Origin of the sequence: Teredinibacter sp. KSP-S5-2, from assembly GCF_032773895.1 — a bacterium.
In the GTDB taxonomy this organism is placed as follows: Bacteria; Pseudomonadota; Gammaproteobacteria; order Pseudomonadales; family Cellvibrionaceae.
In genome coordinates, this window is sequence record NZ_CP120416.1 from 1,868,240 (window position 1) to 1,894,974 (window position 26,735).

The following is a 26,735-nucleotide window of genomic DNA, read 5'->3' on the forward strand; positions in this document are numbered from 1 at the left end:
CTTTTGTCTGCTGAACACTCCAGAATAGGTGGTAAGGTATTTTATCTAATTGTTTCTGCAAAGTATGAAAAATGAAAATATACATTGAATGAGCTGTAGCTCAGATATTCGATGTGGAGTTCTCAACGGGCGCCGCTTTCATGTGCATTAAATATCCGGTAGTTAAGCAGACAAAGTAAACTGACCATCCGGCAAAAACCACATCACTGAAAAAGTGACCGCCTTGGACGATACGAGTAAAACCTATCAAGCCACCCAACATAATTCCAGACATTAGCCAAAACCGGCGTCGTCGAATCCAGGCCAATGCCATAATGTAAAACCCTATGGATGCGTGACCGCTGACAAACGAACAGTTACGTTTACATTCCCCTGAGTACACGAAAGGTGCAGCGTATTGCATGTTCCCGCCAAATTGCTCAAGGTGTTGTGGTCTGGGTCTGCCAACCGAATTATCCTTTAAAATGGCATTAACTAATATGCCGGGGCCAAGCAGAAGACAAACCAACAGGTATATTAACTTTTTCCGGCGAACCAGGTTTTTCCTATAGGAGTAGTATGCAATGCCAAGAATAAACAGTGCCAGATACAGAAAATGAATATAGGCAAATACCCAGTATATTGCCCGTATAATAATATTTTGATTAAAGTAAAAGCCTGTTTCTGGATGATAAAAGAGACCCGCTATTTGAGGATCTAGGTTTGGAAACAGCAAAAAGAAAATAATACAGACGATAAACAACGCCACATCCAGTCGGAAAAAACGTGCGAAAGCATTATTTGTCATTAGCTGGATACCCTTTAAAGCCAGTTACGTAATAAATAAACACTTCACGTTCAACGTCTTTCATTGGCTTTGCATTGAGTTCGCCAATATATTCTGCAGTGTTAAATGAACTTAAGTATTCCTCAGAAAGCTCGTTTTTACTGACAAATATAAATGATTGGCTGTTTACTCCCTGCCATTCCCGTAAATTGACTTTGAGGTCATAGTAATCCCGTACGTTTTGAGCATTGGCATTCCAGCGTGCAAATTTAAATTGGTCTGGCATGGCGTAAAAACCGAGGTATGCGATCAGATCTCTGGAATCACTGAGTAATAATGCGTCGGGGTATTTAGCTACGATAGGTTTTAACTGCTGACCAAGTGTTTCCCAGCCTGCAACCCGGTTAAATGGCGTGTTTTTCTTTGACGGCTCAATATTGAGTTGTTCCTGTATCACCGGCCAGTGGTAGAAGATACTGAGGAATAGTAATTGCAGAATAATGCCCGCACGAATTGTTTTGAATGATACTTCGTGACGGAGTTGATCAATGGCGATACCAACCAAAATACTGCCACCAATAATCCAGGGGCCGGCCCAGTTGGCAAAGGCGCGAGATAAAAACGCCTGCACAGAAATTGCAATGAGTATGACAAAGGTTGCAAATGCAATGCATCGAATAAACTCAGGCAGTTCAATGGCTTTGGGTAAGCGCTGTTTACTTTGTGCATTGCTCAAATCCATTTTGTTCCATAGGAATTTGATCAGATAGTAACTGGATATGGGGCCAAAAATGACTAACTGAATCGCCAGGAATTCGAATAAAGAAGCAAAGTTAAATAATTGCCCATCGGTTTTAGAAATTTCTTTGGTGTGTTGTAGCGCAATAAAATCGTACTGATAGTTCCAATAGATATTCAGCCCGAAAATAAGCCCGGCTAACACGGCTGCAGCCCAGGGGCCAGGGGAAGTCAGTAAGGGGCGATAACGGGCAGACACACATAGAAAGAGAAACAACGCCAACGGAAGGGCTCCCATGGTGTATTTACTGAGCATACCGCAACCGGTGGTTACACCGAGAAGCAACCACAGGCCAATGTGGTTTTTTGCAATAGCATGGAAAAACAGAAGTAAAGATAACGACCAAAAAAACAACATTGGTGCATCTGTGGTGATAAATTCACTATTAAACCCCACCAGCAGCGATGAAGAAAACACAATACCGCCAACAATTGCTGAGCTGGAAGAAACAAAACTGCGCAATATGGCATAAATACACAGGCTGCTACCGGCGTATAAAATGGGTGAGATAAATTTTATTGCAAAGGCACTGGTACCAAATAAAAAAGTACCGATACTCAGAACCCAGGCGACCATAGGTGGTTTGGAGTAATAACCGAGGTCGGGATTCAATGACCAGTGGTAATAGTATGCTTCGTCATAGAATACATCGAAATGGCCTTGGGTCAGAACCAGAATTCGGTAGAGCGTGACGAGTGAGATAAATACGATAAAACCTACCCAAGGGTTTGTTTTAATCGCTGAAGTAAATTGATAGAGCTTGGTTCCAGACATCATAGAGTAGGCTGTTTCTTCACTTGGAATCAGGTAAGTCCATAAGAATCGAATGATAGCGATTATGGCTACCAAATTAACCATTACAAGGGCTAGGGGGTAATCACCTTTATTCACGATTAGGGCTATGCTGGGTAACAGCATAAGCACCAGAATGGTTTTATGGGTTTTGGCGTTAACGCCAGAACGCCATTTCAGGGTGGCGTAAACCGCAAGATTACCACAAATCAACCCTATTGCCCCACCCACTAATACATCAATTGGCCAGTGTACGCCGATGAATACCCGACTTAAGCCGACAGCGGCGGCCAAAGCCAGCGCCAGAGTTTGAATAAGGCGACTTTGGAAGTAACAGTAGACAATACTGGCTAACAGAAATGCAGTCAGTGTATGGCCAGAGGGAAAGCTGCGGCTCTTATAGGCTTTGCCTATGATATGAATAACTTCCGTTTCCAGTACTGCTGGAGGGCGCGGAGCGTCAAAATAGCTTTTAAGAACACTGCTCAGAATTGCGCCGAGTATCGAAGCGACCAAAATAGACCAGTGCAATTGAACATTCTTGGTTGTGATCGCCAGCATTAGAGCCAACAGAAACACGCCATCACCGAACATGGTGATGTTCTGTAATAGTAATTCGGGAAGGTAGGGAGTGAGCCCGTTAAGGGGAATGAAGGCAAAGTGATAGCCTTGAACAACATACCCTGTGACAGCACACACCAGCATGGCAGCTGCAATACGGTTCAGCTGGTACATACAGTTAATTGGCAGAGTTATGGGGCTGTTTCTATGGTGCTCAACTAAAAGTCTGTAGTCTGCCCAGTAGGCAGAAAACCATTGTTGCAGGCTGTACATAGCTAATTTATTTTTTTGATAGTGGTGGAATGTTGACCAATAAAATCCCGCCTTGTTCAAATAGAACTTGATGGTCCCGAATGTGAGGTTCCTGAAGTAAAGATTGAACCCGATCAGATCTAACCAGCGCAATTTCTCCCGGTTTAGGTGCCCTTAACGGAGTAATTTGTTGACGATATACACTAAAGCTAGGCATATGCATGCGATATGCGACGACCGTTTGCTGGATATTGTTCGTTTCCAAATAACGGATTGCATTGTGGATCGGTGCTTCTTTCAGTTCTGCAGCAGCACTGACGAAGAAGGTGAAAACAAAACTGTTGAGCAGCAACCCCATGGTACAGAGTCTTTGCCACAAAGCGAATCCCGGGGCAATAATAATTGCAACTGCGCCAGAAAATACCGCGATAGCCGCGTAAAAATAGGTTGGTCCAAACGCTTCACTGTGCCGAGCAATAATGTCTCCGTCGAATCCCTGGGTGTGGGTACTGGCATATTTGAGCAGTATAGGAAGTAATGCTAGCAGGCCGAAAAATAATAAAACCCAAAAACAATCCTTACGTTTTTTTGAATGAAGGCTATCTAACTGAGAAAATAGTAAAAATAGTGGCACACAACCGTTGAGGATGTAGTGAGGCAGTTGAGTTTTGGAAAATGAAAATACAATGAATGTGACACAGAACCAAATAGCGAGATATTGGTTTAAAGGGGTTTTTAACAACGTTTTCACATTGTAAAAGAGTCGGACCAATAAGCCGCTATAAGGCAAAATAATAATGGGCAGTAAGAAAAGATAGTAAAAGAGGCTGCCGCCGTGGCTTTCACGGGTGCTGGAAAAGCGTTTCAGGTTGTGTTCGACAATAAACCCCTGAAAAAATCCGTCTCCTTGTTCGAGGTAGACCGCATAAACCCAAGGGGCCACAACAGCGAAAAAAATTGTCCACCCCAGAGGGTGAATGTAGCTGAGGTAGTGTTTTTTATCTGCTTTGCTAATGCCTAGATACAATAATGAAACCGCTAAAGGTAATACCACCGCCACTGGCCCTTTGGTTAATGCGCCTAATGCCAACCAAAGATAAACACTTAATAAATAGCGGAGTTGTTGTTTCTGGAAATACCGCCAGATATCAAAAAACGCCAGAGTGAGAAAGAGGTTGAGCGTGGCATCTGCAATGGCAGAGCGGGCAATAAGTGCCACCCATAGACAATTTAGGAAAAGTAATATAGTGATTTTGCTTTTTTCGTCGCCAAAAAATTCTCGGCTGAAACGAAATATTACCCAGCCCCATACACTGGCTAACAGCGTGGAAGGCAATCGAAAAGCCCACTCATTGTAACCGAAGAGCTTGATACTTGCGGCTTGCAGCCAGTAAAACAAAATAGGTTTGTCGTAGCGGGGTACTCCGTCCAGATAGGTGGCGGAGAAATTATTTGAGGCGAGCATTTCCCGAGTGGCTTCAGTAAATGCGCCTTCGTCCAAGTCAAAGAGTGGAACCCAACCCAGGCCAAGATAAAAGCCAATGGCTAAACAGAAGAAAATAAAAAAGGGTGAGCAAAATAAATTGTCCACCCTTTGATTTGTTGAAGTGCTTTCGTGGTTCTTGGATTGCAGAAAAACGAAATTCACTTTTGTCTCCTTTAGGTATCGTCTGTCTTCGACGATTCTGGGTGAGAATCATCTGGCTGCTCTTCAAATAACTCAGGCGAGTATTCAAAAGACAAAGGTTGACGAACCTTGTAGCTTTTTACGTTGGTGGTTTGGAAGAATATTCGGCTGAGTATTTCTGATAGAACACCGGTTGTTAAAAATTGCAGCGAAGCAATAATCAGTAAACTGGATATAAGTAAAAGCGGACGATTGCCAATATCTTCGCCAAGTATGTATTTGGTAAAGGCTAAATAGGCGAGCAAAATACCGCCGATTGAGCCTACCCATAAACCAATTGAACCGAAGAAATGACCTGGGCGAGCGCGGAACTTCAGGAAGAAAAAGACTGATACCAGATCGATAATAACGCGGAATGTACGTGATATACCGTATTTTGATTCACCGGCTGTTCGTGCCCGATGGTTTACTACTGTCTGACCAATTCGATGGGGAGGGCATACCGTGGCCATCCACACAGGAATAAAACGGTGCATTTCACCGTATAGCCGAATTTGTTTTACCACGTCTGCACGATAAACCTTCAGGCTGCAACCGTAATCATCCAGTTTTACACCACTCACACGCTGGATAATTTTATTGGCAATGCGAGAGGGGAATTTCCTGGACATTAATTTATCTTGTCTGTTTTTTCTCCAGCCTTGAAGTAAATCCAGATCACGAGACAGTAACTCTTTCACTAGGCGGGGAATATCCGCCGGATCGTTTTGTAAATCGCCATCCATAGTGGCAATTAACTCGGTATTGGCGGCGTCGATACCGGCCTGCATCGCGGCCGTCTGGCCAAAATTCCGTTGTAACTCAATATGAATAAATTGCGGACCGAATTCAGCAACACATTCTGTTAGCGTTTTGGCGGTGTCATCTACACTACCGTCATTGACCAGGATAGCTTTCCACTCTCCCTCGTAACCGATCATGGCGTCTCTCAGGGCTTGGAACAACGGGCGGATATTGTCTTCCTCATTGTATACGGGAACAACAATGGTCAAACTCGGTAATTGCATAGTGATAGTGCCTGTTACTAACTTAAAATCCGCTGCGGCTTATGTACCTGTTTTTCGTTGCAAAAACATTGCACCGAAGGCTCCCGCAGCCATGTTTATGAAAAAAATAAAAATATGAAGGTTTACTGCCGCTTTAACCAATGTTTCCATCTCATAGCCGAGTGGAACCAAGGGTAAGGCAAATGCAAACTCAAATGTGCCCGAATTGGCGATACCTGTTATCGGAGAAAGGGCACTGCCATCGGCTATGATAGTGGCCAGCCACGCGTGGTCAATAGGCAGGTCACCCAATATTGAAGCGACATAGGCCAGGGCAAACAGCTTTACTAACCAAATAGCCAGGGTAATAGCGTACAAAGATACCCAGCTTGATGTGTTGGCATATAGCGGTTGAGCAAAGCTTAACTTCGGTAGTCTATCACCGGCTGTTTTCATTAGGGTCATAACGGTGGGGAGTGCAAGTATCAATACTATCGGCCCCCAAACCGCGTGTTTTCCCAACCAAATCGAACCGGCAAAAAAGCTCAAGAGTAACAATAGTACATGAGCGTCAAATAACCGAATTAACAGCAGTGTTGCCAGCGAGTAGCGTAGTTCGACATCCAGTTGATATTTACTGAGGGTGGGTAAAGCCGCTTCACCTAAACGCATTGGTAAAAGGTAAGAGACGGTATTGTGAACAAGGCTAACGGCCATCACGCGTTTAAAGGCCACTTGGCCGCGACGGTTGTATGCGAAATAAATACGCGCAACCCTTAGCAGGTGGCTGGTTAGGACAAGGCATATGGCAAGTAGGGTTGCTATGAGGCCAAGTTTTGACCAGGCGACGAGTGTTGCCTGCCATGTGTATTCAAGTTCCACCCAAACAATTACCGCAGCCAGAACGGCAAGGGCAAATATTGACTTGAATAGGACTTTTCCTGTTTGGCTCATTTAAAGATATCGGGATGACATTAAAGGCGTGGGTTTATACCACATTCATACCCAACTAGACAGGTTTGCGATTGGAGAATGCCTGATACGCTTTGCGACTGGCACGCTGTAAAAGCCTAAGCCAAGGTGAGGGCGGTGCGATCAACTGAACGGTAATGTTATCGTGCCCACCTTTTTCCAGGGCAGCGGTAACGAGTCTTTTGGACATTTCAGGGAGGGATTTACTGCTATCAAGGATTGATTTTATAGTGTCGCTGTCGACCTTGTCCGTCAGCCCATCGCTGCATAACAGCACCAAGTCATTTTTTCGCCAGTCCCGTTGCAGCAAATCAACGTTAACTCTGTCCATGTCGAGTGAACCAAGGCATTGCGTGATAATATTTTTTTCCGGGTGGTCTTCCATCTCGTTTTGCGAAATTGCACCGGACTCATACAAAAACTGAACGTAGGAATGATCGCGGGTTAATTGTTGAAATTCGCTTTCTTCGTCTGGGCCGTGTTTGGTAAACAGGTACGCGCGGCTGTCTCCCACCCAGGCAATTTCGTACCGGGTTTCTTCTGAGTGTAAGGCAACTACTGTGGACCCCATGCCTTGTCCGCCGATCCCCATAGAGGAAGCGTGTAATATGCCTTGGTGAGCAGCTTGAATCGCTTCAACTAGTGATGCCCCTTCGCGGAGTTTGTTGTGAACCGTTTTTGCGGCGATATCACTGGCGACTTCGCCGGCCGCATGCCCACCCATGCCATCAGCGACCAGCCATAAACCTAATTTGGGGGATGCCAGGAAACAATCCTCATTGTTGGTACGCAGTAAACCAACGTTTGTTTCTGATTGATGACCGGAAAACAACATTTTTATATTTTAAAACATCCAAGTATTTGGTTGAAAAATGGTCGCAAAGTTGTTGAAAACAATCTTATATTTGAGACTAAACTACTTTTTGTCTTATGTCTCGAAATAGTACTGAAATATCTCCAGTTTTCTTGGTAGCTTTCACAATTTGATTTAAAGTTAGAATAATCCGCACAGAGAAATGTGGGTGATCGAAAAACAATCACTTTGTCGAAAAAAACGGAAAAAGTGGTATCAGGAGCGTTATTAAGAAGTACTATTCAAGGGCGAAAACATGTATCAATTGAAATTTAAAAATCAGTCAAAAGGGCCACTTTGGTTAGTGGAGCCGCATTATACGCTGGGGGCTGCAAGTGATTGTGAAATTCCCATCCATAAGTCAGGCGTGGCTGCTCAGGCTGCATATATACATGTTTCTCAAGCTACGGTAAAAATTGAAAGTCTGGTTGAAGATGGCAGTGTTAAAAAGAATGGGGCACCAATTATTGGGGAAGAAACATTAGCTTCTGGTGATGTATTTTCAATTGCGGGTGTGGAATTTGAGATTATTGATCCTAAACATCAACGAGCCACTGCCTCCAGTCAGCCCACAGAAGCAAAACAGGATTGGGCTCTTGTTGCGCTAAGCAGCGCGCTATCTAACAAGCGTTACACAATAAAAGACACAAAAATATTGGGCCGTTCAAAAGAGTGCGATATTAGTTTAGGTGTTGCGCATTTATCTCGTAAACATGCCTCGCTTTCTGTGACTGACCAGGGGCTATCCGTGAGTGATCTAGGGTCCTCAAATGGGACTTACGTTAACGGTCAAAAAATCGAGCGAGCTGTTCTGCGTAATGGCGATGAACTTGGTTTTGACACGTTAAAGTTCCGTGTTGAAGGGCCATCGGAAAATCTTGATTCCACCACTGTACGACCTGTGTTTAAAGTGATGAACGAAGCTCCAACCCTTTTAGGGCATGGACGTAAAGCGGGGCAGGGTTCTGCCGAAGGGAAACCCGCTGCAACTGGCGGAGCTCAGTCACCTCGGCCGGCAAAACCAAAGAAAAGCAGCGCGGCTGCGCAATATAAGGTGTCCGCTCAATCACAACCTGTGGTAGCGAAAAACGGAAACTCAATCTGGCCACTGGTGATTCTGGCGGCTGCGGCCGCGGTAGGGCTGGTCTGGTTCTTTGTGTTCAATTAATTGCGTATTTTGGGCAATGGAAGCGTTATATGCTCCATTGCTCCTTACCTAACGTATTCTTAACAGCATTCGCTATTTAAGTTATTTCAACCTTGGCCGACACCCCCTTTGAACAACGCTAAACGGGGTGCGTTATGATTTCTCTAGCCAATGTATTTGCAGGGCAGTATTCTCAGGCTTTGCAACAGAGGCATTCAACCTTTGCGGAGGCTGAAGCCGTAAAAACCGATGATCAGGGAAGAACGACATATGTTCGAGCTTCTGCGTCTTCCACATCTGAATCCACCTATTTCTCTCGCGGTCAACGATCTCCAGCCTTGACATATGGCCCCACGGGGGAAGTAGACCAGACGGCCGCGGTGAAGCCCGCAGCTGAGAAAACCCAAGCTGCTTCGACAATTTTGAGCTTTATCGAGCTACAACTCACTCGAGACGTGCAGGACGGCGCCACCGCGGAAGAACTGCAATCTCGATTAGAAGCGGGATTGCAGGGTTTTATTAAAGGTTACACTGAAGCGGCTGAGCAGCTAGCGGCTGCCGGTTTTCTCAATGGTGATGTCAAAACTGCAATTGAAAAAACCTACAGCGATGTACTGTCAGGCGTTTCTGAGATGGCTGAGAAGTTTGGTTTGCAAGATCCGGTTGAAAAAATCGAATCCGGTAAACCTATGGGGGAAGAACAACCTGCTGAGGTTGTTGCTCAAGCGCCGAAAAACCCCATTGCCGAGACTTTAGATCGCTCCCCGGAGCGATTAAAAGCACTATTGGATGCGTCTGCGATATCCCATACGGTTTCGCAAACACGCAGCTTCAGCTTTGAGTTGAAAACTCAGGATGGAGACACGGTGACTATCAAAGCTTTTTCTCGTTATTCCAGTGAATTTGCTGCGGCAAATTATCGCAGTGATGAAGGCAATGGCTATTACCGACAACAAGTTGCGGTATCGCAAAAGAGCTCATCCGCTGACGACTTTTTCTTTGAAGTGGAAGGGGAGTTGGATGAGGGGGAAATTAAAGCAATTAACGATTTGTTATCCAAAGTGAATGATATTGCCGAAACTTTTTATAACGGTAATTTGGATAAAGCCTTCGAACAAGCGCTGAACATTGGTTATGACACCGATGAAATTGCCAAATTTGCGTTAAATCTCAAGCAACAATACAGCGAACAAGTGGCATCAGCATACGGTGCTGTCGCACAACTTGGTCAAGAAAAAGATCAATTGGAATCTGGAACCTCTCAGGAGGAAAACCGCATTCTGCTCTTACGTGACCTTGTTCAACAATTAGAAGCTGCCAGAGAAACGGCGGAGCAAATGGGTATTGGTCGACAGGCCTTCTCAGATCTCACCAACTACTTTTCTGAATACCATTTCGCCGCACGGGACCATGAAGAGGATGAATCACGCAGTGTTTTCAGCCCTTATGTAGCTCAAGTATTAGATTCTCTAGTAGAATTGGGTTCTCAGTCCGCATAGTCATGGTGATAGCGGGCTAATAAATGAGCCCGGCTATCCCTATGCGAAAAATGATCCTGTACACCACTGACGGATGTCATCTGTGCGACCTGGCTATAGAAGCAGTTGAACAATCCTGTATCGCGATTGATTTGATAGAAGTGGATATCACCTCTGACAAGCAGTTGGTTGAGCTGTACGGCATTCGCATCCCTGTGATTAAAGACCGTCAAACTGGTAAAGAAATTGGTTGGCCTTTTAACGATGTCTCCTTCTCTCAATGGTATGAGAGCTTGGCAAACTCTCGGGGATAAAGAGCTGTCTTAAGAAGTTAACGGCGGATTGGTGTGTCCGCCGAAACGCGCTTTGCTCTCGAAGTAGTATGTGGAAGATCTATCCAGCGAAATCGCAATATAGCTGATACACACCTGTGATATTGTCCCTACCATACCCACCTTGAATTGCCTGACTGTAAAGGTTTTTTGTCGCATCACATATCGGTGCTTTTGAATTGATGGCCGCAACTGATTTTTCAATGAGTTGAAAGTCTTTATCTACTAACTCGATGGGAAAGGCGGGTTCATAGGCGTGATTGAGCATTGCTGTTGCTGCGTTTGCGGTGGCGGGGCTGCATACAGGTGTGCCCTGAAGAATTCTAACTGCTTTTTCTAAGTCAATTTGGGTTCTTGCGGCAAAGCCCATAAGCTCTGAGAGCACGGCGAGTTGTGCACCAAACAACCCATTTACCATCAGTTTGATAATTGTTCCTGAACCGTGCTCCCCCGCATGGTAAACAGACATTCCCATAAGCTCGAGTATTGGGCATACAGCCTGTACTGTTTGCACATTCCCACCTACAAAAAAAATTAGTTTTCCCGCCTCTGCTTGGGGTCTTGATCCGGCAACAGGTGCATCAAGAAACGATATGCCCTGTTCGCAAAATAGTGTCGAGAGTTCGTTTATATACGGCAGGGAAAGGGTAGAGCACTCAATGCCTATGGCATCCTTTTTCATTGATCTTAATGCGCCTAATTCTTCATCCAGCCAGATGTAACGAGATGCTTCAACATCTCTGACCATAGAAATAACGAGGTCTGCGTCTGTGGCCGCTTCTTTAGGTGAGGGTGCCTTGTTTATACCCATGTCAAACAGGTGCTGAGCTTTATCCTGTGTCCTGTTCCAGACAGTAACTTCGTAGCCCGCATCAAAAAGGTTTTTTGCCATTCTGCTGCCCATTGCACCGGTTCCAAGAAAGGAGATTCTTTGCATTTTATGTCGTCCCAAGTTATGTAGTTAAAAAGGATGCTGTACTAGTAAGCCAGTACTTAGAATGGTATTCGCTTTATTTGTGAATCAAACAGATTTCAGCGCATTACATTGATGCGTATACTGCATTAATGGATATCAAAACCCTTCAATACTTTATCGATGTATCGCATTTAGGCAGTTTTGCTGATGCGGCACGTAAACATGATGTAGATCCTTCCACGGTGTCTCGAATGATTGCCGGGCTGGAATCTGAAGTTGGTGTAAGGCTGTTTCAGAGAACGACACGATCTCAATCTTTAACTGAAGCAGGAGAACGCTATTTGGCTAGGGTTGAGCCGTTGTATGAAGAGTTGGAGCGCGCTGGCATAGAGGCCGGTCAGATAGTTGAAGAACCAAAAGGGTTACTGAGGGTCACTTCGTCCGTGGCGTTTGGGCAAGAGTGTATAGTGCCGTTATTGGGTGATTTTTATCAAAGGTTCCCCAAAATTGATTTGGAGCTTAAATTGTCTGATGACAACTTAAACTTGATAGAGCATAAGTTGGATCTTGCTATTCGTTTAGGCCCTACGATGGATAAAGATCTCATAGTAACGAAATTGATGAATACTCAATATCGGGTGGTTGCAAGTCCAGAGTATTTGCGGAGTCATCCGGGGTTGAGGCGACCAGAACACTTGGGCGAGTGTTCGTGTATTTTGTTTACCTACCCCGATTTTCGGACACGATGGATATTTAAAAACTCGTTACAAGAAGTTGAAGAAATGTGGGTTCAAGGCAAGCTTTTTTGTTCCAATGCTCTAGCCCTTCGAGAAGCTGTGCGACAAGGATTGGGGCCTGGTTTACTCGCTGATTGGATGGTTGATCGGGATATTCGAGCCGGAAGGTTGGTCGATCTGTTTCCGGACTACGCTGTGACTGCGACAACATTTAACACGGGTGCCTGGATGTTGTATCCCAGCCGATCCTATTTGCCTAAAAAAGTGCGTGTGACTATTGATTTTTTAAAAGAGAATATCTTTAAAGTTTTGTAGAGAGCGTTGAATGCCTGAACCATAACCGCAGACTTTACTGTCGATGAGACTGTTTTTTAGGGGGGGGTCCTAATTAGTCTGAATTTTCATAACCGATTATTTAACGAAAAAGCCTCGTTAAACATAACGAGGCTTGCGTATTTCTGAGTATCAATAAGTTTTTAATTTCCTTTTTATTGCAGCCCCAGCCATGTGTCAATTTCTGCTTGCTCACTTGCCGGAATCATGGCTGCGACAGCCTGCCCGGAATGCTGGGACAAAAGGCCAATAAACAAATCAAATTTTTGTCTTCGGGTATTTGTTGGAGAGGAATGCGTAAGCATGCTTCTAAAAGTTTGCTTAAACGGCTCCCAGCCAATAACGTCGCTTATTGCTAACAGACGATAAATAAATCTGTCACTGATACCTGGATGAGTTTGGAAAAATATTCTTGCGGCACGCCCTTCCAAGTATTCTGCGGGCTTACCATGTTCAGCAAGCAGAACTTTTGCTGGTAGTGTGTCGATAACATAGGCCGCTTTAAAGCTGCCAAAAAATTCTGCATCGAAGTTCCATGCGTCATGATCAAAGTCGTGTCCAAACTCATGCAAAATGCCGAACACCCAATCACCGTGTTGTTCCACCCTGGCCATGTTTTCAGCAATATAAGGTTTGTACCATTGCACGGGGTTACCAGCTACGGCCCAGCCACCAGGGTAGTGCCGTACGCCAAGCACTTCTATCGGGTCATATACCGTTACACCTGTTAAGTCTGCCATTGCTTGGTGAGCGCGGTCGAGGTTAGCAATCCAATTGGCGAGCCCTGTATCAGAAACATGATCCAAATCGGACTTTTCTAAAATGATAGTTGTGTGCTGACCATCGACTTTTATTAATCTCTCAAGGCGCAAATTGTCATACCACGCCTTACCCGAGCTAAACCACACGTAAAAAAAGTCTAACCAACTTTGACCTAAGCGAGCATCCAGGCCTCGACTGCCGTGTGCTGGTACTTCAAACGTAAAGGCGACTTCCCGCCAGTTCCATGTGCCTTTGCCTTTAAAATCCCAGTAGGAGTTATTGGGGCCATCGTAAATACCAAAACCTGCGCCTTCGTGAAAATCGCCACCTACGTTTTCCCCTTTAGACCAACCCATTACCGAATAGTATTCGCCCGGAGAAAAAGCAATATTCTTACGCCAAGAGGAGTGATTTAAATTCATTCCGTTATCCATCACTAAACAACGATTTCCTTGTACGCATCCACCTTGTTGCCAAATGAAGTTGGTTAAACCTGTGTAGTGCTCATAAGTAAACCATTCGTTGAGCGCACCACCTTGTGGGCGTTCAAAGTCATCGACAACACATCGTTCTCCCTCCGCAATGGGTAAATTACAATAGTTGTCTTGCTCTGTCGTTTTCCAAAGTGCTGGCGTGTTTGGTGGCTCCCAACCTGCCTGTGAGGTATGCCCTTGTACACTGATATACCAACCCCCCAAATAACTGACTTTTTGTCCGGTAACATAGGCTACACGAGGCTCCCAATCTGTGCTGTCTGGAATCGCGTTCCATTGGGTTACAGCCCAGGGAGGAGTCCATACTGCCTGAGATGTATGCGCTTGGGCACACACCCAGTTTTCTCCGTTGAAAACGACCTCATCCCCAATTTGGTAATTCACGCCTATCTGCCAGGGTCCTGCATGGGTTAATAGGCTAGATACAAAAATGAGAGTAAACACAATGGATGATAATAACGTTGAGGAAAATCTGATTAACTTTGTTTTTTTCATAGACTCCACCTCTTTTGTATGAGTGTTAAATTATTTTTTGAAGACCTGCATGCGACCGAGTATCTCGTTTTATTTGTGGTCCGCGCATATGTAGATTTAAGAGAAACCTAAAAAATAATGGGAAAGAAAAGCCAAATATTATTCTTTTTAATATGGGCTTGTTGAGTATCTACTCTTGGTGGGAATCTACACAAAGAAAACCCATAGAATTATTGCTTGTAAAGATATAGCGTTTTTAAATTTAAAATTTAATCTGTTATTTTTTGTCAAAAACTATCTCAAAACGCTAGGTTTTTAGTGGTTTGGTATATGTGGCATTTAAATTATTTTTCAAGCAGTTGAGCGAATTGGAGGATGCAAAAAATACATTGTTCGCATTATGTAAAAGGTTTTTCTCATAAATTGGGCTGACTTGTATGATTTAATATTTTTATCGCCAATGTAGAAAAAAGCGAATACGTATCATTAAAACTTTCATGTTTCAATGTGAGTGTTTAATTGTTTTCGATCGTGTTTGTTTTGTATGTGTAATTTATTGAGGACGGAAGGCGAAGTGTATTTGATCTGCTTGAGTTAATACGCTTTAGTTTTTTAGATTAATTAATGTCTGATAATTTACCAGGTTTGTAGCCTAGTGCTTGTTTTTGTTGCCGTGTTAGGTGAGTGTTGATATCGAGCGTGCATGAATGTGTTTGTTGCATGTTTCTAGAACAAAACACACGCTTTCGAATATTTTCTTATTCAGATTTGGCTACAGTTGATTGATTATCACCTCCATAAGTGGTGGTTTTAAACAGATTATGAAAATCTAACAAGTTGTTTGTGCTGTAGTACGTACTGAGAGAAAAGCTGCTTTTGTTCAGACGAAATCAAAAAAGTTCAATCTCGTCCGAATCATTGGCCTGTTCAGCACTCTCTTTGGTGAAGTGATGGTTGTATATTTCCAGGGCATCTTTTACTTTGCCGCCACGCATAATGTACTCAAACATAATACGTTCTGCTTCCATTGTGTAACTTTGCTTTATGTCTTCCTGGACGGCGCGCCACTGGGATGGTGAGTTTATCGCTTGATGGTCTTCCATAATGCCAGACACTTTTTCCAGACTGCGGGCGATGTGATCTAGCCGTTGGCATACCCGGTCGTAAAACTGGAAGGCTTGTATGGATGAATTGATGTTGGTTTGTATTTCCGTCGCGGTAGAGGAAATGTCATGTTTAAAACTGTCCAGCTCTTCGACTTTGGTCAGGGTTTGTATCTGCTGGCTAACGTCATTGGTATGCCGAGCCATCAAAGTAAAAGAACGGGTAAGCGTGTCAACCGAGGTGTTACTGTCGTGTAGGGTCGCTTCAATCTGGCATACGGCAAGGTACAGCATGTTGATGGTTTCAGCGACGTGGGACCAGTCTTGTTCGTTCTCTGGTGTTCTTAAGTTTGCGCTATGTAGGGCATCGCTCATAGTCAAATCCTTTACCTTTTCCTCAGGTTATAAGCATAGACGATTACAGCAAACTTTTGGCTTCTGACTCCGTAATCAGAGGTTCGGGCTTTCCGAGCCTGTAGCCGTATATAACGGAAAACGCGAGAACGTTTTGCACGTAACCCCGTGTTTCCTGAAATGGAATAATTTCGATCCAGATATCAAACGGCAGCTCGGTATCTTTTTCTTGAGTCCAGCGTTTGACTCTGTGAGGGCCTGCGTTATAGGCCGCTGCGGCAAGGATTCGGTTACCGTTGTACTGTTCCAGTAACTGGTTGAGATAGTGGCTGCCAAGGGTAATATTTTGTTCCGCTTTGTATAAGTCCTGCTGCTTATAGGCTATTCCCGTTTTTCTCGCAGTTTGCCGTGCGGTGGAGGGCATAAGCTGCATTAATCCCATTGCGCCAGCGGAAGAGTGTGCGCTTTCGTAGAAAGCACTTTCTTGTCGGGCAATGGCAAAAATAAGGGTCTCGGCGACATTGGTGGAACTGGATATTTTGGCCACTTCCTCCCGGTATGCTAGCGGGAAACGCAGGTCCAGATGATCCCATAGGTTGCCAGCAATCATGGCGCGAATACCTTTGTAGTACCAACCCCATTCGCGAGCTAAATAACCCGCAGCCAATAGTTCGTGGGTGGACATATCCTTGGTGGCGAATTCCCATTCATATCTGGCTTCTTCAGTATTGCCGGTTAACCAAAGCTCTTTCACCCGTTGCATGACCGGGTTGTTTTCTACAACGTGCAAGGTAGATGGCCGGACTTCCGCGGGAATGAACTCCAGAGAGTAGTTCAAGTTCAGAACATCTGAGGCAAGAAAACCGTAGAAGCTGCGATTCTGAGCAAGATTTTCATAGATCTGCTTGGGCTTGCCGTAAACTGGGTCTTCCTGATTCAGCTCGGTCAGCGCGCGTGCGCGCCAATATAACCAGCGGTCAGATAGCTGTAATTGTTTATCCAGTAGGTTGTTCCACTGTAATGCTTTTTCCCAGTCTTTTTGTTTCAGTGACTCACGAATAAAACCGGCAACGACCTCGTTAGAGCGGAGCTCCTGAGAGTTGTCGATCATTTTCTCCGCTTCATCCAGATAACCTTTACGCACCAGCTGCTTAACAATATAGCGTTTGGTGTCCGTGCTTAATTCACTGGAAAACAGTTGCTGAGCTTCGTACAACTCCCAGTGGTAAAGGGCGTCTTTGGGTTTGAGCCGAGCGTAACGCTTGATACCGTGGGCAATCACCTGTTGCATCGGCTCACTTTGTTCAGAGAAGTTTCGATGCTTACGGATCGTGTAGGGGGACTGGTGAACACGGACGTATAGGTCAGCGTACCGTTTATATTTTTCCCCCATAAAATTGGTGATGTAGCGAGCCAGGCTTCGTTTATGATTTTGCATGGCTGCATTAAAACGTTGCCAGGCAATCTCCTCGGTTAAACCACCTTTCTTTTTCCAGCGAGTAAAAAGTGGGTCACACTCTTTTGGCAGGGATTTGCCGGATACCCAAATCGCTGGAATTTCATCCCAGGCCGCGTGGTCGCGATTCATAATGCGGGCATAGAGGGCGTAGCACTGGAGTTCGGTGGTATTGCTTTCGTCGTTTTTGTAATAGGCGAGGTAATCATCCCACTGGCGTTTTACTGCCAGGGTATAAAGCAATTGTTGGCGCAAACGGATTTCCAGAAACGAACCTTTATGTTTGTGCAGAAAACTGTCTACTTTGGCCAGCGGAAGGTCGGGCAATTGATATTTGAGTATGGCGTAATCAAGATACGGAACCAGAGGGTAGTCGCCCAGTAACGCATAGTGTTGGGTAAAGTTTTCCCATTCTCCTTTGGCCAGGCTGCTTTTCGCCATGGAGTAGTGATAGCGTTTATTGGCCAGCGACAGGGGTTTGGGTTGTAGATCAATATGGGTTGTTTTGTTTGAACTGGTGGATACCGCCACGGCACTGGCAGTGGTAAACAGTAGGGCCGCCAGTACAACCAGGCCCCGAAGGCAGATTTTTCGAGTAAAACTCACGGGCATCGGACTCTCGAACGTATATATCCGGTAATAGTAATATATTTATTGTTGTAGATGTAGCCGGTAAATGCCACTGATGTTTTGGAATAACTGTCTGATTTTTATCCTGAAATTCACCCTATTTAAAGACTCTGGTAGCATACGCGGCCTAATTCACTCAGAGCCTTACCCCTATGCCATTGCTTAAGCTTGATAACCTGTCACTCCACTATGGTGAACAAGTCATTTTTGACCAGTTGACCCTGCAATTAGATAAGGGGGAACGACTGTGTGTGATAGGTCGAAATGGGGTGGGCAAATCCACATTGCTCAAGGTTATCCAGGGAACGGTGCATTCGGATGACGGCACCCGTTGGCAGGATCCGGCCATTAAAATTGCTTCACTCTCCCAGGAGTTACCTGAAGCGAGAGATCTTACCGTCTATGACTTTGTTGCAGAGGGGCTGGGTGAGCTGATGACGGATTTAAGCCGTTACGAATCAATGGCTCAGGAAAGCAACCCTGACGTGGCGTTACTTGAGAATTTACAGCATAAAATTGAGGCGGTTGATGGCTGGACAGCGAAAAACCGTATCGAGCAGGTGCTATCCAAGTTGCAGTTAGATGCGGCGGCAAAAATGAATTCACTTTCGGGGGGCTGGCGCAGGCGGGTTTCCCTGGCTCAAGCTTTAGTGGTTCAACCGGATATTTTATTGTTGGACGAGCCAACTAACCATTTGGACATTGCTGCAATTCGTTGGTTGGAGCAACAGCTCAACGAGTTCAGTGGCGCAATTGTTTTTATTACCCATGACCGGGCTTTTCTAAAGGCGGTGGCCAATAAAATTGGCGAATTGGATCGCGGCAATATGATCTGTTGGGATGGGGATTATCAAGGTTTTTTGGAATTTAAGAAGCAACAATTGGATGCCGAAGAAAAACAAAATGCGCTGTTTGATAAAAAACTGGCTCAGGAAGAAGCTTGGATCCGTCAGGGCATTAAAGCTCGCCGGACCCGTAACGAAGGGCGGGTTCGAGCGTTAAAAAAAATGCGGGATGAACGTGCTCAACGTCGGGATGTATTAAAAACGGCGAAAATCGAACATGGTTCTGACATGCTTTCCGGCAAGCTGGTCGCTGAAATGGATTCGATCTCGGTTGCTTTTGACGGTAAAACCATTATTCGGGATTTTTCCTCAACCATTATTCGGGGTGACAAGATAGGTCTTATTGGTCCAAACGGTATAGGCAAAACCACTTTACTCAAGGTTATTTTGGGGGATTTGGCTCCGGATTCGGGACGAGTCAAACACGGAACAAAAGTTCAGGTTGCCTATTTTGATCAAACGCGGGCTCAGCTTGATGAAGACAAGTCCGCGATTGATAACATATCCCAAGGGCGGGATTTTATTGAGATAAATGGCAAAGACAAACACATCTTTAGCTATTTGCAGGACTTTCTGTTTTCTGGTGAGCGGGCAAGAACACCGATTAAATCGCTCTCCGGGGGTGAGAGAAACCGCATTCTCCTGGCCAAGATGTTCAGCAAACCCAGTAACCTGTTGGTAATGGACGAACCGACTAACGATTTGGATGCGGAAACTCTGGAGTTACTTGAAGAACTGTTGTGTAACTATGACGGAACCTTACTTCTGGTAAGCCATGACAGGGAGTTTTTGAACAATGTGGTTACTAGCACGATTGCATTCGAAGGGAATGGACAGCTAAAAGAGTATGTTGGTGGCTATGAGGATTGGTTGCGTCAAGGTGGTATCTGGCCGGAGGACAGTAAAAACGCACAGAGTGAAATAAAAGAAGCTTCAGCAAAAGTAGCAAAGCCCGCACCTGCGAAAGCTGCGCCAGCCAAAAAGTTAAGCTACAAACTGCAGCGTGAGCTGGATGCTTTACCAGCAGAACTGGAAGCTTTGGAAAGTGAAATTGAAGGACTGCAGGAACAAGTCAGTGGGCCGGAGTTCTACCAACAGCCGCAAGACGTTGTGAATGACAAACTGACTGAACTGGCCAATCGTGAGGCGTTCTTGCAGGAACGCTATGCGCGCTGGGAGGAGTTGGAGTCCATGTTGGACTAGGGCCTATTCAATTTGTGAGAACAGGCCGTTTGGGTCCAACCAAAAAAGATAATCCTACACTTTTACAGCCAATACATCTGTGTTGGCACCATGCAAAACGCCGTTAGCGGTCGACCCAAGTAATAAGGCTAAGCCGTGACGACCGTGGCTACCAACGACAATTAAATCGACATTGTGTTCGTCAGCGATACGGTGAAGCTCATGGGCAGTATTACCGACGGCGATAACCGCTGCTTTCGGTGTGATTTGATGTTCATCGATGACTTTATCCAGCCGGATTCTTGCCTGTTCTTCCATGATCTGCTGAGTTTCTGACAGGTCTATGGGCATATCTGCACCATAGGTAAAGGTTAGGGGTTCAATGGTATGCACGACGCTGATGTCAGCATTCATTGCTTTTGCCAGCGCAATCGCTTTTTGTAACACAGGCTCGGACTCTGAAGAAAGGTCAAGACCGACCAATAGATGAGAATAAGTACCCATTTGGTTCCTCCTCTCGATACATTCTTGTGCTTTTATGGGCCACTTTGCCAGCCCTATTAAAAATATCTACTACGAAAAGGGATATCGCAATAAAATAGCCCGCTCTCCTAAGTTTTTTTGGTTATAAGCATGCTTCTTAAAATCATAATGATTATTGCTGTGGTATCACTGATGTTGGGCCCGGTGATGATGATGCAGCCTTCCAAAAAAGAACGTCGATTGGCACGAATTCGTGGTTCAGCTATAGCGAATAAGCTCAAAGTCCAGTCTCATGTTGATGACAAGGGTGAGATGTATGCTGTATATACCAAGCCTTGGCCTGATTATATCTTGCAATCGCTGAAATCAAGACAGTTCCCTGAATGGCGACTAAACCGCATGGCATTTGCCCATGATATCCACTTTCATTCGGTGTGGGACTGGGATAATAAAAGTAAAACCAGCTCTGTTGTTCCGGGTGAGTTAGCTGCGATTCTTGATTCCGTGAATGAAGACATCACCGCAATAGAAGTTAACCGTTTCGGTGCTTCGGTCCATTGGAATGAATATTTGAGGGGGAGGGAACCGCAGCAAGTGATTAAGGAGATCGAGCAGTTACTCGCCAGTCTTATTCAGGTTGAGATTCCCCTGCTACCCTGTTGATCTGAGGTGGACGAGTTTCTGTTTCGATGGGGTTGACCTGTGTTTCCGGCATTAAGTTGCGAGAAAGTGCTTTTCGCCTACCGTTCATTAACTCACTGATTTCTTTTATCAATTGATGTCGTCGATCATCGGGATTGGTGGTTTGCATCGCAATTTGCTGGGCTTTTTTATAATAAGCATGTGCCTGTAGTACATCCCCTCTGGATACTGCTCTATGGCCTTGTGCGATGGTGCTGGCAACCCCAACCATCAAATGTGCCCAGGCCAAATCCTGAATGTAAGCTTCCATCTGGGATACTTCCAGCATGCCTTTGGTTTGTCTTCGGCGAATAATCCTGCCTGCTTCATTGAGCAGATATTGCGATCTGGCGATGGCTGCGTCGCTATTTTGTACTCGGTATATTTCTCGTTGGCGCCGACTCTCTGAAAAGCTTTCCTTGAGTTCAAGTGCATTGTTCAAATTTGCTTCAAGGTAATAACTTTCCGGCGATAACTGCATCATCGTCCGAATCAGATCAATCACTTCATCATTGATAATCTGGACAATGACACTATCTTCAACCAGTGGGTCGACGGAAACGGTAAGCTCCTCAAGCTCGGCAACCTTGCGCTTTAATTGGTGTACCTGCCGGGTAATCAAGCGTCTTCTCATTTGTCTTTGGTTAACAAAACTAACCAAAATCAATGAGAAAAACGCGATAGCGAGGAAGAGAATAACAAAAGTCATACTCGACATCTGGCTGTCTTCAATCTATTAATAAACATATATTGAATTTTAGTCATAGTTTCATAAAACGAGAGTAAATGGCTATATAACCGTTTTCGCTCTTTGTATGTTTTTATAAAAAATATAATAAATACAAAGAGTTATGTGTGGGAGTTTAAGTGAATAGTAGCTGCGTATTGAACTGTGATTAGGTTCTTGCTTCGGGGTTCCTAAAACGATCTTGCTTGACCTTAAGCGCATGACGTCTTATATATGCGCACCTCATATGGTGCTTGATATAACTCGTTTATATGAAAAAAGAGTATAAAATAACCAAATCAAGAAGGGGTTTATGGGGAAGTCATTAGTAATTGTAGAGTCACCGGCCAAGGCAAAAACCATCAACAAGTACTTGGGCAGCAACTACATAGTGAAGTCGAGTGTGGGCCATATACGAGACCTGCCGACCAGTGGTTCAGCCAAAACTCCGGTTGATGCAAAGGAAAGGGCCAAACAGGCGGCGATTACCCGTAAGATGTCTCCGGAAGAAAAGGCCGAGCACAAAAAACGTAAAGCGAAAGAGCAGCTTATAAATAGAATGGGGATCGACCCCGAGAACGATTGGCAAGCCAACTATCAGATATTGCCAGGTAAAGAAAAGGTCGTTGCGGAACTTAAGAAGCTTGCCGATGATGCTGACCACATATATCTCGCAACGGACTTGGATAGAGAGGGAGAGGCCATCGCCTGGCACTTGCAAGAAGCGATTGGTGGAGAGGGAGACCGTTATCGTCGTGTGGTGTTTAACGAAATTACCAAAGGGGCGATTCAGGAAGCTTTCCGCAGCCCAGGTAAATTAGACATTGACCGAGTCAATGCTCAGCAAGCCCGGCGCTTTTTGGATCGGGTAGTGGGTTACATGGTTTCGCCACTACTTTGGGAAAAAATTGCCAGGGGGTTATCTGCTGGTCGAGTCCAATCTGTTGCTGTAAAACTTATCGTTGAACGTGAAAAAGAAATTCGGGCTTTCGTCCCCGAAGAGTACTGGAACGTTAATGCTGATCTCGATTCTTCAAAGGGCGAAAGAGCCAAGTTCGAGGTTAAGAAATTCCAGGGCAATGCGTTTAAGCCAGTTAATGCAGAGCAAGCCCATGCCGCAGTTAATGTTCTGCAGAGTTCGGATTTTGTTGTCGCGAATCGCGAAGATAAGCCGACTCAGTCAAAACCCAGTGCCCCATTCATCACCTCTACCTTACAGCAGGCCGCGTCTACACGTCTGGGGTTTGGTGTTAAGAAAACCATGATGATGGCTCAACGCTTGTATGAGGCGGGTTATATTACTTATATGCGTACCGACTCGACCAATTTGAGTGCCGAAGCGGTGAATACGTGTCGTGACTACATATTGGATGAGTTTGGTAAGAAATACCTTCCTGAAAAGCCGAACCAATATTCCAGTAAAGAGGGCGCACAAGAAGCTCACGAAGCGATACGGCCTTCCGACGTGACGCGTAAGCCTAATCAATTATCGAACATGGAAAGGGATGCGGAGCGTCTGTACACCCTGATATGGAATCAGTTCGTTGCTTGTCAGATGACGCCAGCAGAATACACCAGCACATCAGTACTGGTTGAAGCCGGGGGCTATGAACTGCGGGCACGAGGTCGTGTGGTTAGGTTTGATGGTTTCACTAAGGTTATGCCGCAAGTATCGAAGAAAGATGACGACGGTATCTTGCCTGACTTGTCTGTTGGCGAGAGGCTTAAACTGCATGAAGTGATTCCAACGCAGCATTTCACCAAACCAACCGCGCGTTACACCGAAGCCAGTCTGGTGAAAGAGCTGGAAAAACGTGGCATTGGTCGTCCATCCACTTATGCATCAATTATTTCAACCATCCAGGATCGTGGATATGTCCACGTAGAAAACCGTCGTTTTTACGCTGAAAAAATGGGTGATATCGTCACTCAGCGCTTGAATGAAAGCTTTAATGACCTGATGGACTACGGTTTTACTGCCAGTATGGAAGAGTCCTTGGATACGGTTGCTGAAGGGAAAAAGAACTGGATCGACTTGTTAAATGAATTTTATAAAGACTTCTGTTCCAAGCTCGATCAGGCGCAGGATGTTGAAAAAGGAATGCGCAGAAACCAGCCAGTCGAAACGGATATAAAGTGTACTCAGTGCGGCAGAAATATGCAGATCCGGACCGGCAGTACAGGGGTTTTTCTCGGCTGCTCTGGTTACGCATTACCACCAAAAGAGCGTTGTAAACATACCATGAACCTGGTTTCTGGTGATGAGGTGGTTAATGTTGATGAAGATGAAGAAGCGGAATCTAAACTACTGCGCAGTAAGAAACGCTGTAAAATCTGTAATACGTCGATGCAGGGATATCTACTGGATGAATCTCGTAAGCTTCATATCTGTGGTAATAACCCGGACTGTGAGGGTTATGAAATCGAGTCAGGAAGCTTCAAGATTAAAGGTTATGATGGTCCGATTATCGAGTGTGACAAGTGCGGCAAGGATATGCAGCTGAAGACGGGCAGATTTGGTAAGTATTTCGGTTGTACAAATGAAAGCTGTAAGAACACCAGAAAGCTCTTGAAAAATGGTGAAGCGGCACCGCCTAAAATGGACCCGATTGATATGCCGGAGTTAATCTGTGAAAAGGTCGATGACCATTATGTATTGCGCGATGGTGCTTCTGGTATGTTCCTGGCGGCGAGCCAGTTCCCAAAAAATCGTGAGACTCGCGCGCCATTGGTGAAGGAAATTTTGCCGTATAAAGGCGAGCTTGACCCAAAATACAAGCATCTATTGTCTGCTCCTGTGGAAGATAACGAGGGGCGTGACACCATTATCCGTTTTAGTCGGAAGACCAAAGAACAATACGTGCAGTCGGAGGAAGAGGGTAAGCCTACTGGATGGAAAGCTTTTTATGAGGGCGGTCGTTGGGTTGTGACTGAGCCAGGGGCAAAACAAACAAAACGAAAAACTACCGCGAAAAAGAAAAAGGCGTAAAACACTCCAAATGAAGAGTATTGAAGAAGCCTTTGTGTTACAGCAGTTAAGCTTTGCACGCTTACAGATACGGGCGTGCAAGCATGCGGGTAATGCTTTTGATCTGACAGGTTACCATCAGGCTGCTGTATTACAGCTTCTATTGGGGGTGGACGGTTACCTAAACCATATATCTCACAATCGTTTGGGGTTGACTGACTTAAAAGGGCTTGAGCCAGATAGTTTGGATCCTGTTCTTGTTGAGTGGTTTAATTTAGCCATAGATCCAAACTCCTGGTTGTCTAAGTTGGATGCGTTGCAAAAAGGTTTACGAGACTCTGCAAAAGCTAATACCAACGAGCTGCTTATTGCTTCCAGTGATATAAAACCGCTTAAACTGGAAGATATAACGACTCAAGATTTAGACAAAATTCTTGCGTCAGCTAAAGACTTGGTAAATAGATCGATCAGCAGTCAGATCGAATACTAGCGTTAATAATTCCTTCCTGATTATCTCGATAAGCCAATTTAAACGGGCAAATAGGCATTTCTAGTGTTAGAATCCCTGCATAGACAGGAGAAGTTGATGTCCCAATCTGTATTATATGAAATTGTAGAATTACCAAATGGTGATATCGCCTTGCAGCGTGCTGACGAGCAAGGGGAGCCTTTGGTTTCTATACGTTTCTCCAAAGAGTCTTTGTATTTCTTAAGTGATTCGAAAATTACTGTTGCTAAAGCAATGATTGAAGCTGGCTTAGAAGCCGCTGGTGATATTGAAGATAATCAAGACGACCTGTGGGATGACGCGTTAATCTCTGACCATAAAACACTTCATTAATACCATGAAAACTGGGAAACCCCAGTTTACCGGTATCTCAATACTAACCCCGTACTGTTTCCAAGTTGTGCTGCCTGCTCAAACTCATTTATTTCACTTTCTTTAAGTTTATCAAGGGTAACCACAACCGATGAGCTAGTCCCATTTCGTAGGGCCTCCCAGAACATCCAAATAGAATCAGATAGGGATTTGGAATATATCACCCTTACGTTTTTACAAGAAAACCCATTGTTCAGCAGAGTCTTTTTATCAATCGGTTGATCCGTAATCCAGGTAAACCATTTGTCTTTTGCTTGCCTGCTGAGCTGAGCGAGCATCGGCATCACAAACTCCGCTGACGAATCGGATTTGGGTAAAACTATTTCCGTTAAGTTACCAGAGTGGGATGGTTTCTCGTTTGTATAGGTATTATCTAACGCTAACATGTCTAGATTCCTCGTCTAATCACACCGACGCTTAAACCTTCAATGGAAAAGTTTGAATCCCTTAAATCCACTTCAATAACCTGAAAGTCTGTATTCTCTGGGTGTAACTCAATGACCGCACGATTACCAACGCGTTTAAAGCGCTTAACTGTTACTTCATCTTCGATGCGGGCTACAACAATATCGCCATTTCTGACTTGTGTGGTGCTGTGAACCGCTAGTAGGTCACCGTCCAGAATCCCTACGTCCTTCATACTCATACCGTGAACGGTTAGTAGGTAATCCGCCTTTGGGCTGAACATATTGCTTGGAATTTCACAATAATCCTCAATGTGTTCTTCTGCGAGAATAGGGCTACCAGCGGCAACACGCCCGACTATTGGCACGCCCTGATATGCTTCGGGGAGACGAATACCTCGGGATGCTCCGGATACCATTTCAATCGCCCCCTTTTTTGCCAAAGCCCTTAGATGTTCTTCAGCCGCATTGGCAGAACGAAAGCCAAGGGATTTGGCGATTTCTGCCCGTGTAGGGGGGTAACCGGTTTCTTCGATATGCTCTTTGATTAGACTCAGAACTTCTTGCTGGCGTGCCGTAAGTTTGATCATATGTGCTCCGAGGCAGTATTCTGTCTAAATGTACAGTGTTAATATATACAGTACTTTTACTGTATGCAAGTAGTTTGTCGAAATTTGTGTG

23 protein-coding genes are annotated in these 26,735 nt (G+C 44.9%); 9 read left to right on the plus strand and 14 right to left on the minus strand.

Going from position 1 to position 26,735, the window contains the following annotated elements; translation table 11 throughout:
• Nucleotides 1-100: 100 nt before the first annotated feature.
• From P5V12_RS08465 to P5V12_RS08490, 6 genes are read right to left on the minus strand one after another with little or no spacing between them, the layout of a single operon-like run.
• The gene (locus P5V12_RS08465) at nucleotides 101-787 is read right to left on the minus strand and encodes a phosphatase PAP2 family protein (RefSeq protein WP_316956918.1); all 687 of its coding nucleotides are present in this window, start codon (nucleotides 785-787) and stop codon (nucleotides 101-103) included.
• Complete coding sequence (locus P5V12_RS08470) at nucleotides 777-3,191, minus strand: glycosyltransferase family 39 protein (RefSeq protein WP_316956919.1); 2,415 nt, start codon at nucleotides 3,189-3,191, stop codon at nucleotides 777-779. The genes P5V12_RS08465 and P5V12_RS08470 overlap by 11 nt, the downstream gene beginning before the upstream one ends.
• Nucleotides 3,192-3,198: 7 nt before the next feature.
• On the minus strand, nucleotides 3,199-4,818 hold the full coding sequence (locus tag P5V12_RS08475) for a glycosyltransferase family 39 protein (RefSeq protein ID WP_316956920.1): 1,620 nt from the start codon (nucleotides 4,816-4,818) through the stop codon (nucleotides 3,199-3,201).
• Between the two features lie 11 nt (nucleotides 4,819-4,829).
• Nucleotides 4,830-5,864: a glycosyltransferase family 2 protein gene (locus P5V12_RS08480; RefSeq protein WP_316956921.1), complete on the minus strand. Its 1,035-nt coding sequence runs from the start codon at nucleotides 5,862-5,864 to the stop codon at nucleotides 4,830-4,832.
• Between the two features lie 39 nt (nucleotides 5,865-5,903).
• Nucleotides 5,904-6,797, minus strand: a complete 894-nt coding sequence (locus tag P5V12_RS08485; protein WP_316956922.1) for a lysylphosphatidylglycerol synthase transmembrane domain-containing protein — start codon at nucleotides 6,795-6,797, stop codon at nucleotides 5,904-5,906.
• 55 nt (nucleotides 6,798-6,852) lie between these two features.
• Nucleotides 6,853-7,650: a PP2C family protein-serine/threonine phosphatase gene (locus tag P5V12_RS08490; protein WP_316956923.1), complete on the minus strand. Its 798-nt coding sequence runs from the start codon at nucleotides 7,648-7,650 to the stop codon at nucleotides 6,853-6,855.
• Nucleotides 7,651-7,924: 274 nt separating this feature from the next.
• On the opposite strand from P5V12_RS08490, the gene P5V12_RS08495 reads away from it, so the two are divergent.
• The 3 genes from P5V12_RS08495 to P5V12_RS08505 all read left to right on the plus strand — a co-directional run bounded on the left by P5V12_RS08495 (nucleotide 7,925) and on the right by P5V12_RS08505 (nucleotide 10,607).
• Nucleotides 7,925-8,836 (plus strand): FHA domain-containing protein, encoded by a 912-nt coding sequence (locus P5V12_RS08495; protein WP_316956924.1) that lies wholly within the window; start codon nucleotides 7,925-7,927, stop codon nucleotides 8,834-8,836.
• A gap of 134 nt (nucleotides 8,837-8,970) precedes the next feature.
• Nucleotides 8,971-10,314, plus strand: a complete 1,344-nt coding sequence (locus P5V12_RS08500) for a DUF5610 domain-containing protein (RefSeq protein WP_316956925.1) — start codon at nucleotides 8,971-8,973, stop codon at nucleotides 10,312-10,314.
• Nucleotides 10,315-10,337: 23 nt separating this feature from the next.
• Nucleotides 10,338-10,607 carry a glutaredoxin family protein gene (locus P5V12_RS08505; protein ID WP_316956926.1) on the plus strand — a complete coding sequence of 90 codons (270 nt, stop codon included), beginning with the start codon at nucleotides 10,338-10,340 and terminating at the stop codon, nucleotides 10,605-10,607.
• 79 nt (nucleotides 10,608-10,686) lie between these two features.
• On the opposite strand, the gene P5V12_RS08510 is transcribed toward P5V12_RS08505, so the two are convergent.
• The gene (locus P5V12_RS08510; protein ID WP_316956927.1) at nucleotides 10,687-11,562 is read right to left on the minus strand and encodes an NAD(P)-dependent oxidoreductase; all 876 of its coding nucleotides are present in this window, start codon (nucleotides 11,560-11,562) and stop codon (nucleotides 10,687-10,689) included.
• Nucleotides 11,563-11,690: 128 nt separating this feature from the next.
• On the opposite strand from P5V12_RS08510, the gene P5V12_RS08515 reads away from it, so the two are divergent.
• Nucleotides 11,691-12,593 carry a LysR family transcriptional regulator gene (locus P5V12_RS08515; protein WP_316956928.1) on the plus strand — a complete coding sequence of 301 codons (903 nt, stop codon included), beginning with the start codon at nucleotides 11,691-11,693 and terminating at the stop codon, nucleotides 12,591-12,593.
• Between the two features lie 173 nt (nucleotides 12,594-12,766).
• Here P5V12_RS08515 and P5V12_RS08520 read toward each other — a convergent pair whose 3' ends face one another.
• From P5V12_RS08520 to P5V12_RS08530, 3 genes are all read right to left on the minus strand, one after another.
• Nucleotides 12,767-14,362, minus strand: coding sequence for a carbohydrate-binding protein (locus P5V12_RS08520; RefSeq protein WP_316956929.1), 1,596 nt, complete (start codon nucleotides 14,360-14,362; stop codon nucleotides 12,767-12,769).
• A gap of 869 nt (nucleotides 14,363-15,231) precedes the next feature.
• The gene (locus P5V12_RS08525) at nucleotides 15,232-15,819 is read right to left on the minus strand and encodes a hypothetical protein (protein ID WP_316956930.1); all 588 of its coding nucleotides are present in this window, start codon (nucleotides 15,817-15,819) and stop codon (nucleotides 15,232-15,234) included.
• Between the two features lie 43 nt (nucleotides 15,820-15,862).
• Entirely contained in the window at nucleotides 15,863-17,866 is a 2,004-nt protein-coding gene (locus P5V12_RS08530; RefSeq protein ID WP_316956931.1) for a transglycosylase SLT domain-containing protein, read from the minus strand.
• A 170-nt stretch (nucleotides 17,867-18,036) separates the two neighbouring features.
• On the opposite strand from P5V12_RS08530, the gene P5V12_RS08535 reads away from it, so the two are divergent.
• Nucleotides 18,037-19,932, plus strand: coding sequence for an ATP-binding cassette domain-containing protein (locus P5V12_RS08535; RefSeq protein ID WP_316956932.1), 1,896 nt, complete (start codon nucleotides 18,037-18,039; stop codon nucleotides 19,930-19,932).
• 54 nt (nucleotides 19,933-19,986) lie between these two features.
• On the opposite strand, the gene P5V12_RS08540 is transcribed toward P5V12_RS08535, so the two are convergent.
• Complete coding sequence (locus tag P5V12_RS08540) at nucleotides 19,987-20,415, minus strand: universal stress protein (RefSeq protein ID WP_316956933.1); 429 nt, start codon at nucleotides 20,413-20,415, stop codon at nucleotides 19,987-19,989.
• Between the two features lie 129 nt (nucleotides 20,416-20,544).
• Between P5V12_RS08540 and P5V12_RS08545 the strand changes: the two genes are divergently transcribed.
• Nucleotides 20,545-21,057 carry a hypothetical protein gene (locus P5V12_RS08545; protein WP_316956934.1) on the plus strand — a complete coding sequence of 171 codons (513 nt, stop codon included), beginning with the start codon at nucleotides 20,545-20,547 and terminating at the stop codon, nucleotides 21,055-21,057.
• Here P5V12_RS08545 and P5V12_RS08550 read toward each other — a convergent pair.
• Nucleotides 21,023-21,784 carry a hypothetical protein gene (locus P5V12_RS08550; protein ID WP_316956935.1) on the minus strand — a complete coding sequence of 254 codons (762 nt, stop codon included), beginning with the start codon at nucleotides 21,782-21,784 and terminating at the stop codon, nucleotides 21,023-21,025. The two genes, P5V12_RS08545 and P5V12_RS08550, sit on opposite strands and share 35 nt — an antisense overlap.
• A gap of 331 nt (nucleotides 21,785-22,115) precedes the next feature.
• On the opposite strand from P5V12_RS08550, the gene topA reads away from it, so the two are divergent.
• From topA to P5V12_RS08565, 3 genes are all read left to right on the plus strand, one after another.
• On the plus strand, nucleotides 22,116-24,791 hold the full coding sequence (gene topA / locus P5V12_RS08555) for a type I DNA topoisomerase (RefSeq protein ID WP_316956936.1): 2,676 nt from the start codon (nucleotides 22,116-22,118) through the stop codon (nucleotides 24,789-24,791).
• 10 nt (nucleotides 24,792-24,801) lie between these two features.
• Nucleotides 24,802-25,260, plus strand: coding sequence for a hypothetical protein (locus P5V12_RS08560; RefSeq protein WP_316956937.1), 459 nt, complete (start codon nucleotides 24,802-24,804; stop codon nucleotides 25,258-25,260).
• 96 nt (nucleotides 25,261-25,356) lie between these two features.
• Nucleotides 25,357-25,611 carry a hypothetical protein gene (locus tag P5V12_RS08565; RefSeq protein ID WP_316956938.1) on the plus strand — a complete coding sequence of 85 codons (255 nt, stop codon included), beginning with the start codon at nucleotides 25,357-25,359 and terminating at the stop codon, nucleotides 25,609-25,611.
• Nucleotides 25,612-25,637: 26 nt separating this feature from the next.
• Here the strand turns inward: P5V12_RS08565 and P5V12_RS08570 are convergent, their stop codons facing one another.
• Both P5V12_RS08570 and lexA read right to left on the minus strand, forming a co-directional pair.
• A complete protein-coding gene (locus P5V12_RS08570; RefSeq protein ID WP_316956939.1) occupies nucleotides 25,638-26,036 on the minus strand; it encodes a SulA-like leucine-rich domain-containing protein in 399 nt (132 codons plus the stop codon).
• 2 nt (nucleotides 26,037-26,038) lie between these two features.
• Nucleotides 26,039-26,644, minus strand: coding sequence for a transcriptional repressor LexA (gene lexA / locus P5V12_RS08575; RefSeq protein WP_316956940.1), 606 nt, complete (start codon nucleotides 26,642-26,644; stop codon nucleotides 26,039-26,041).
• Between the last annotated feature and the right edge of the window lie 91 nt (nucleotides 26,645-26,735).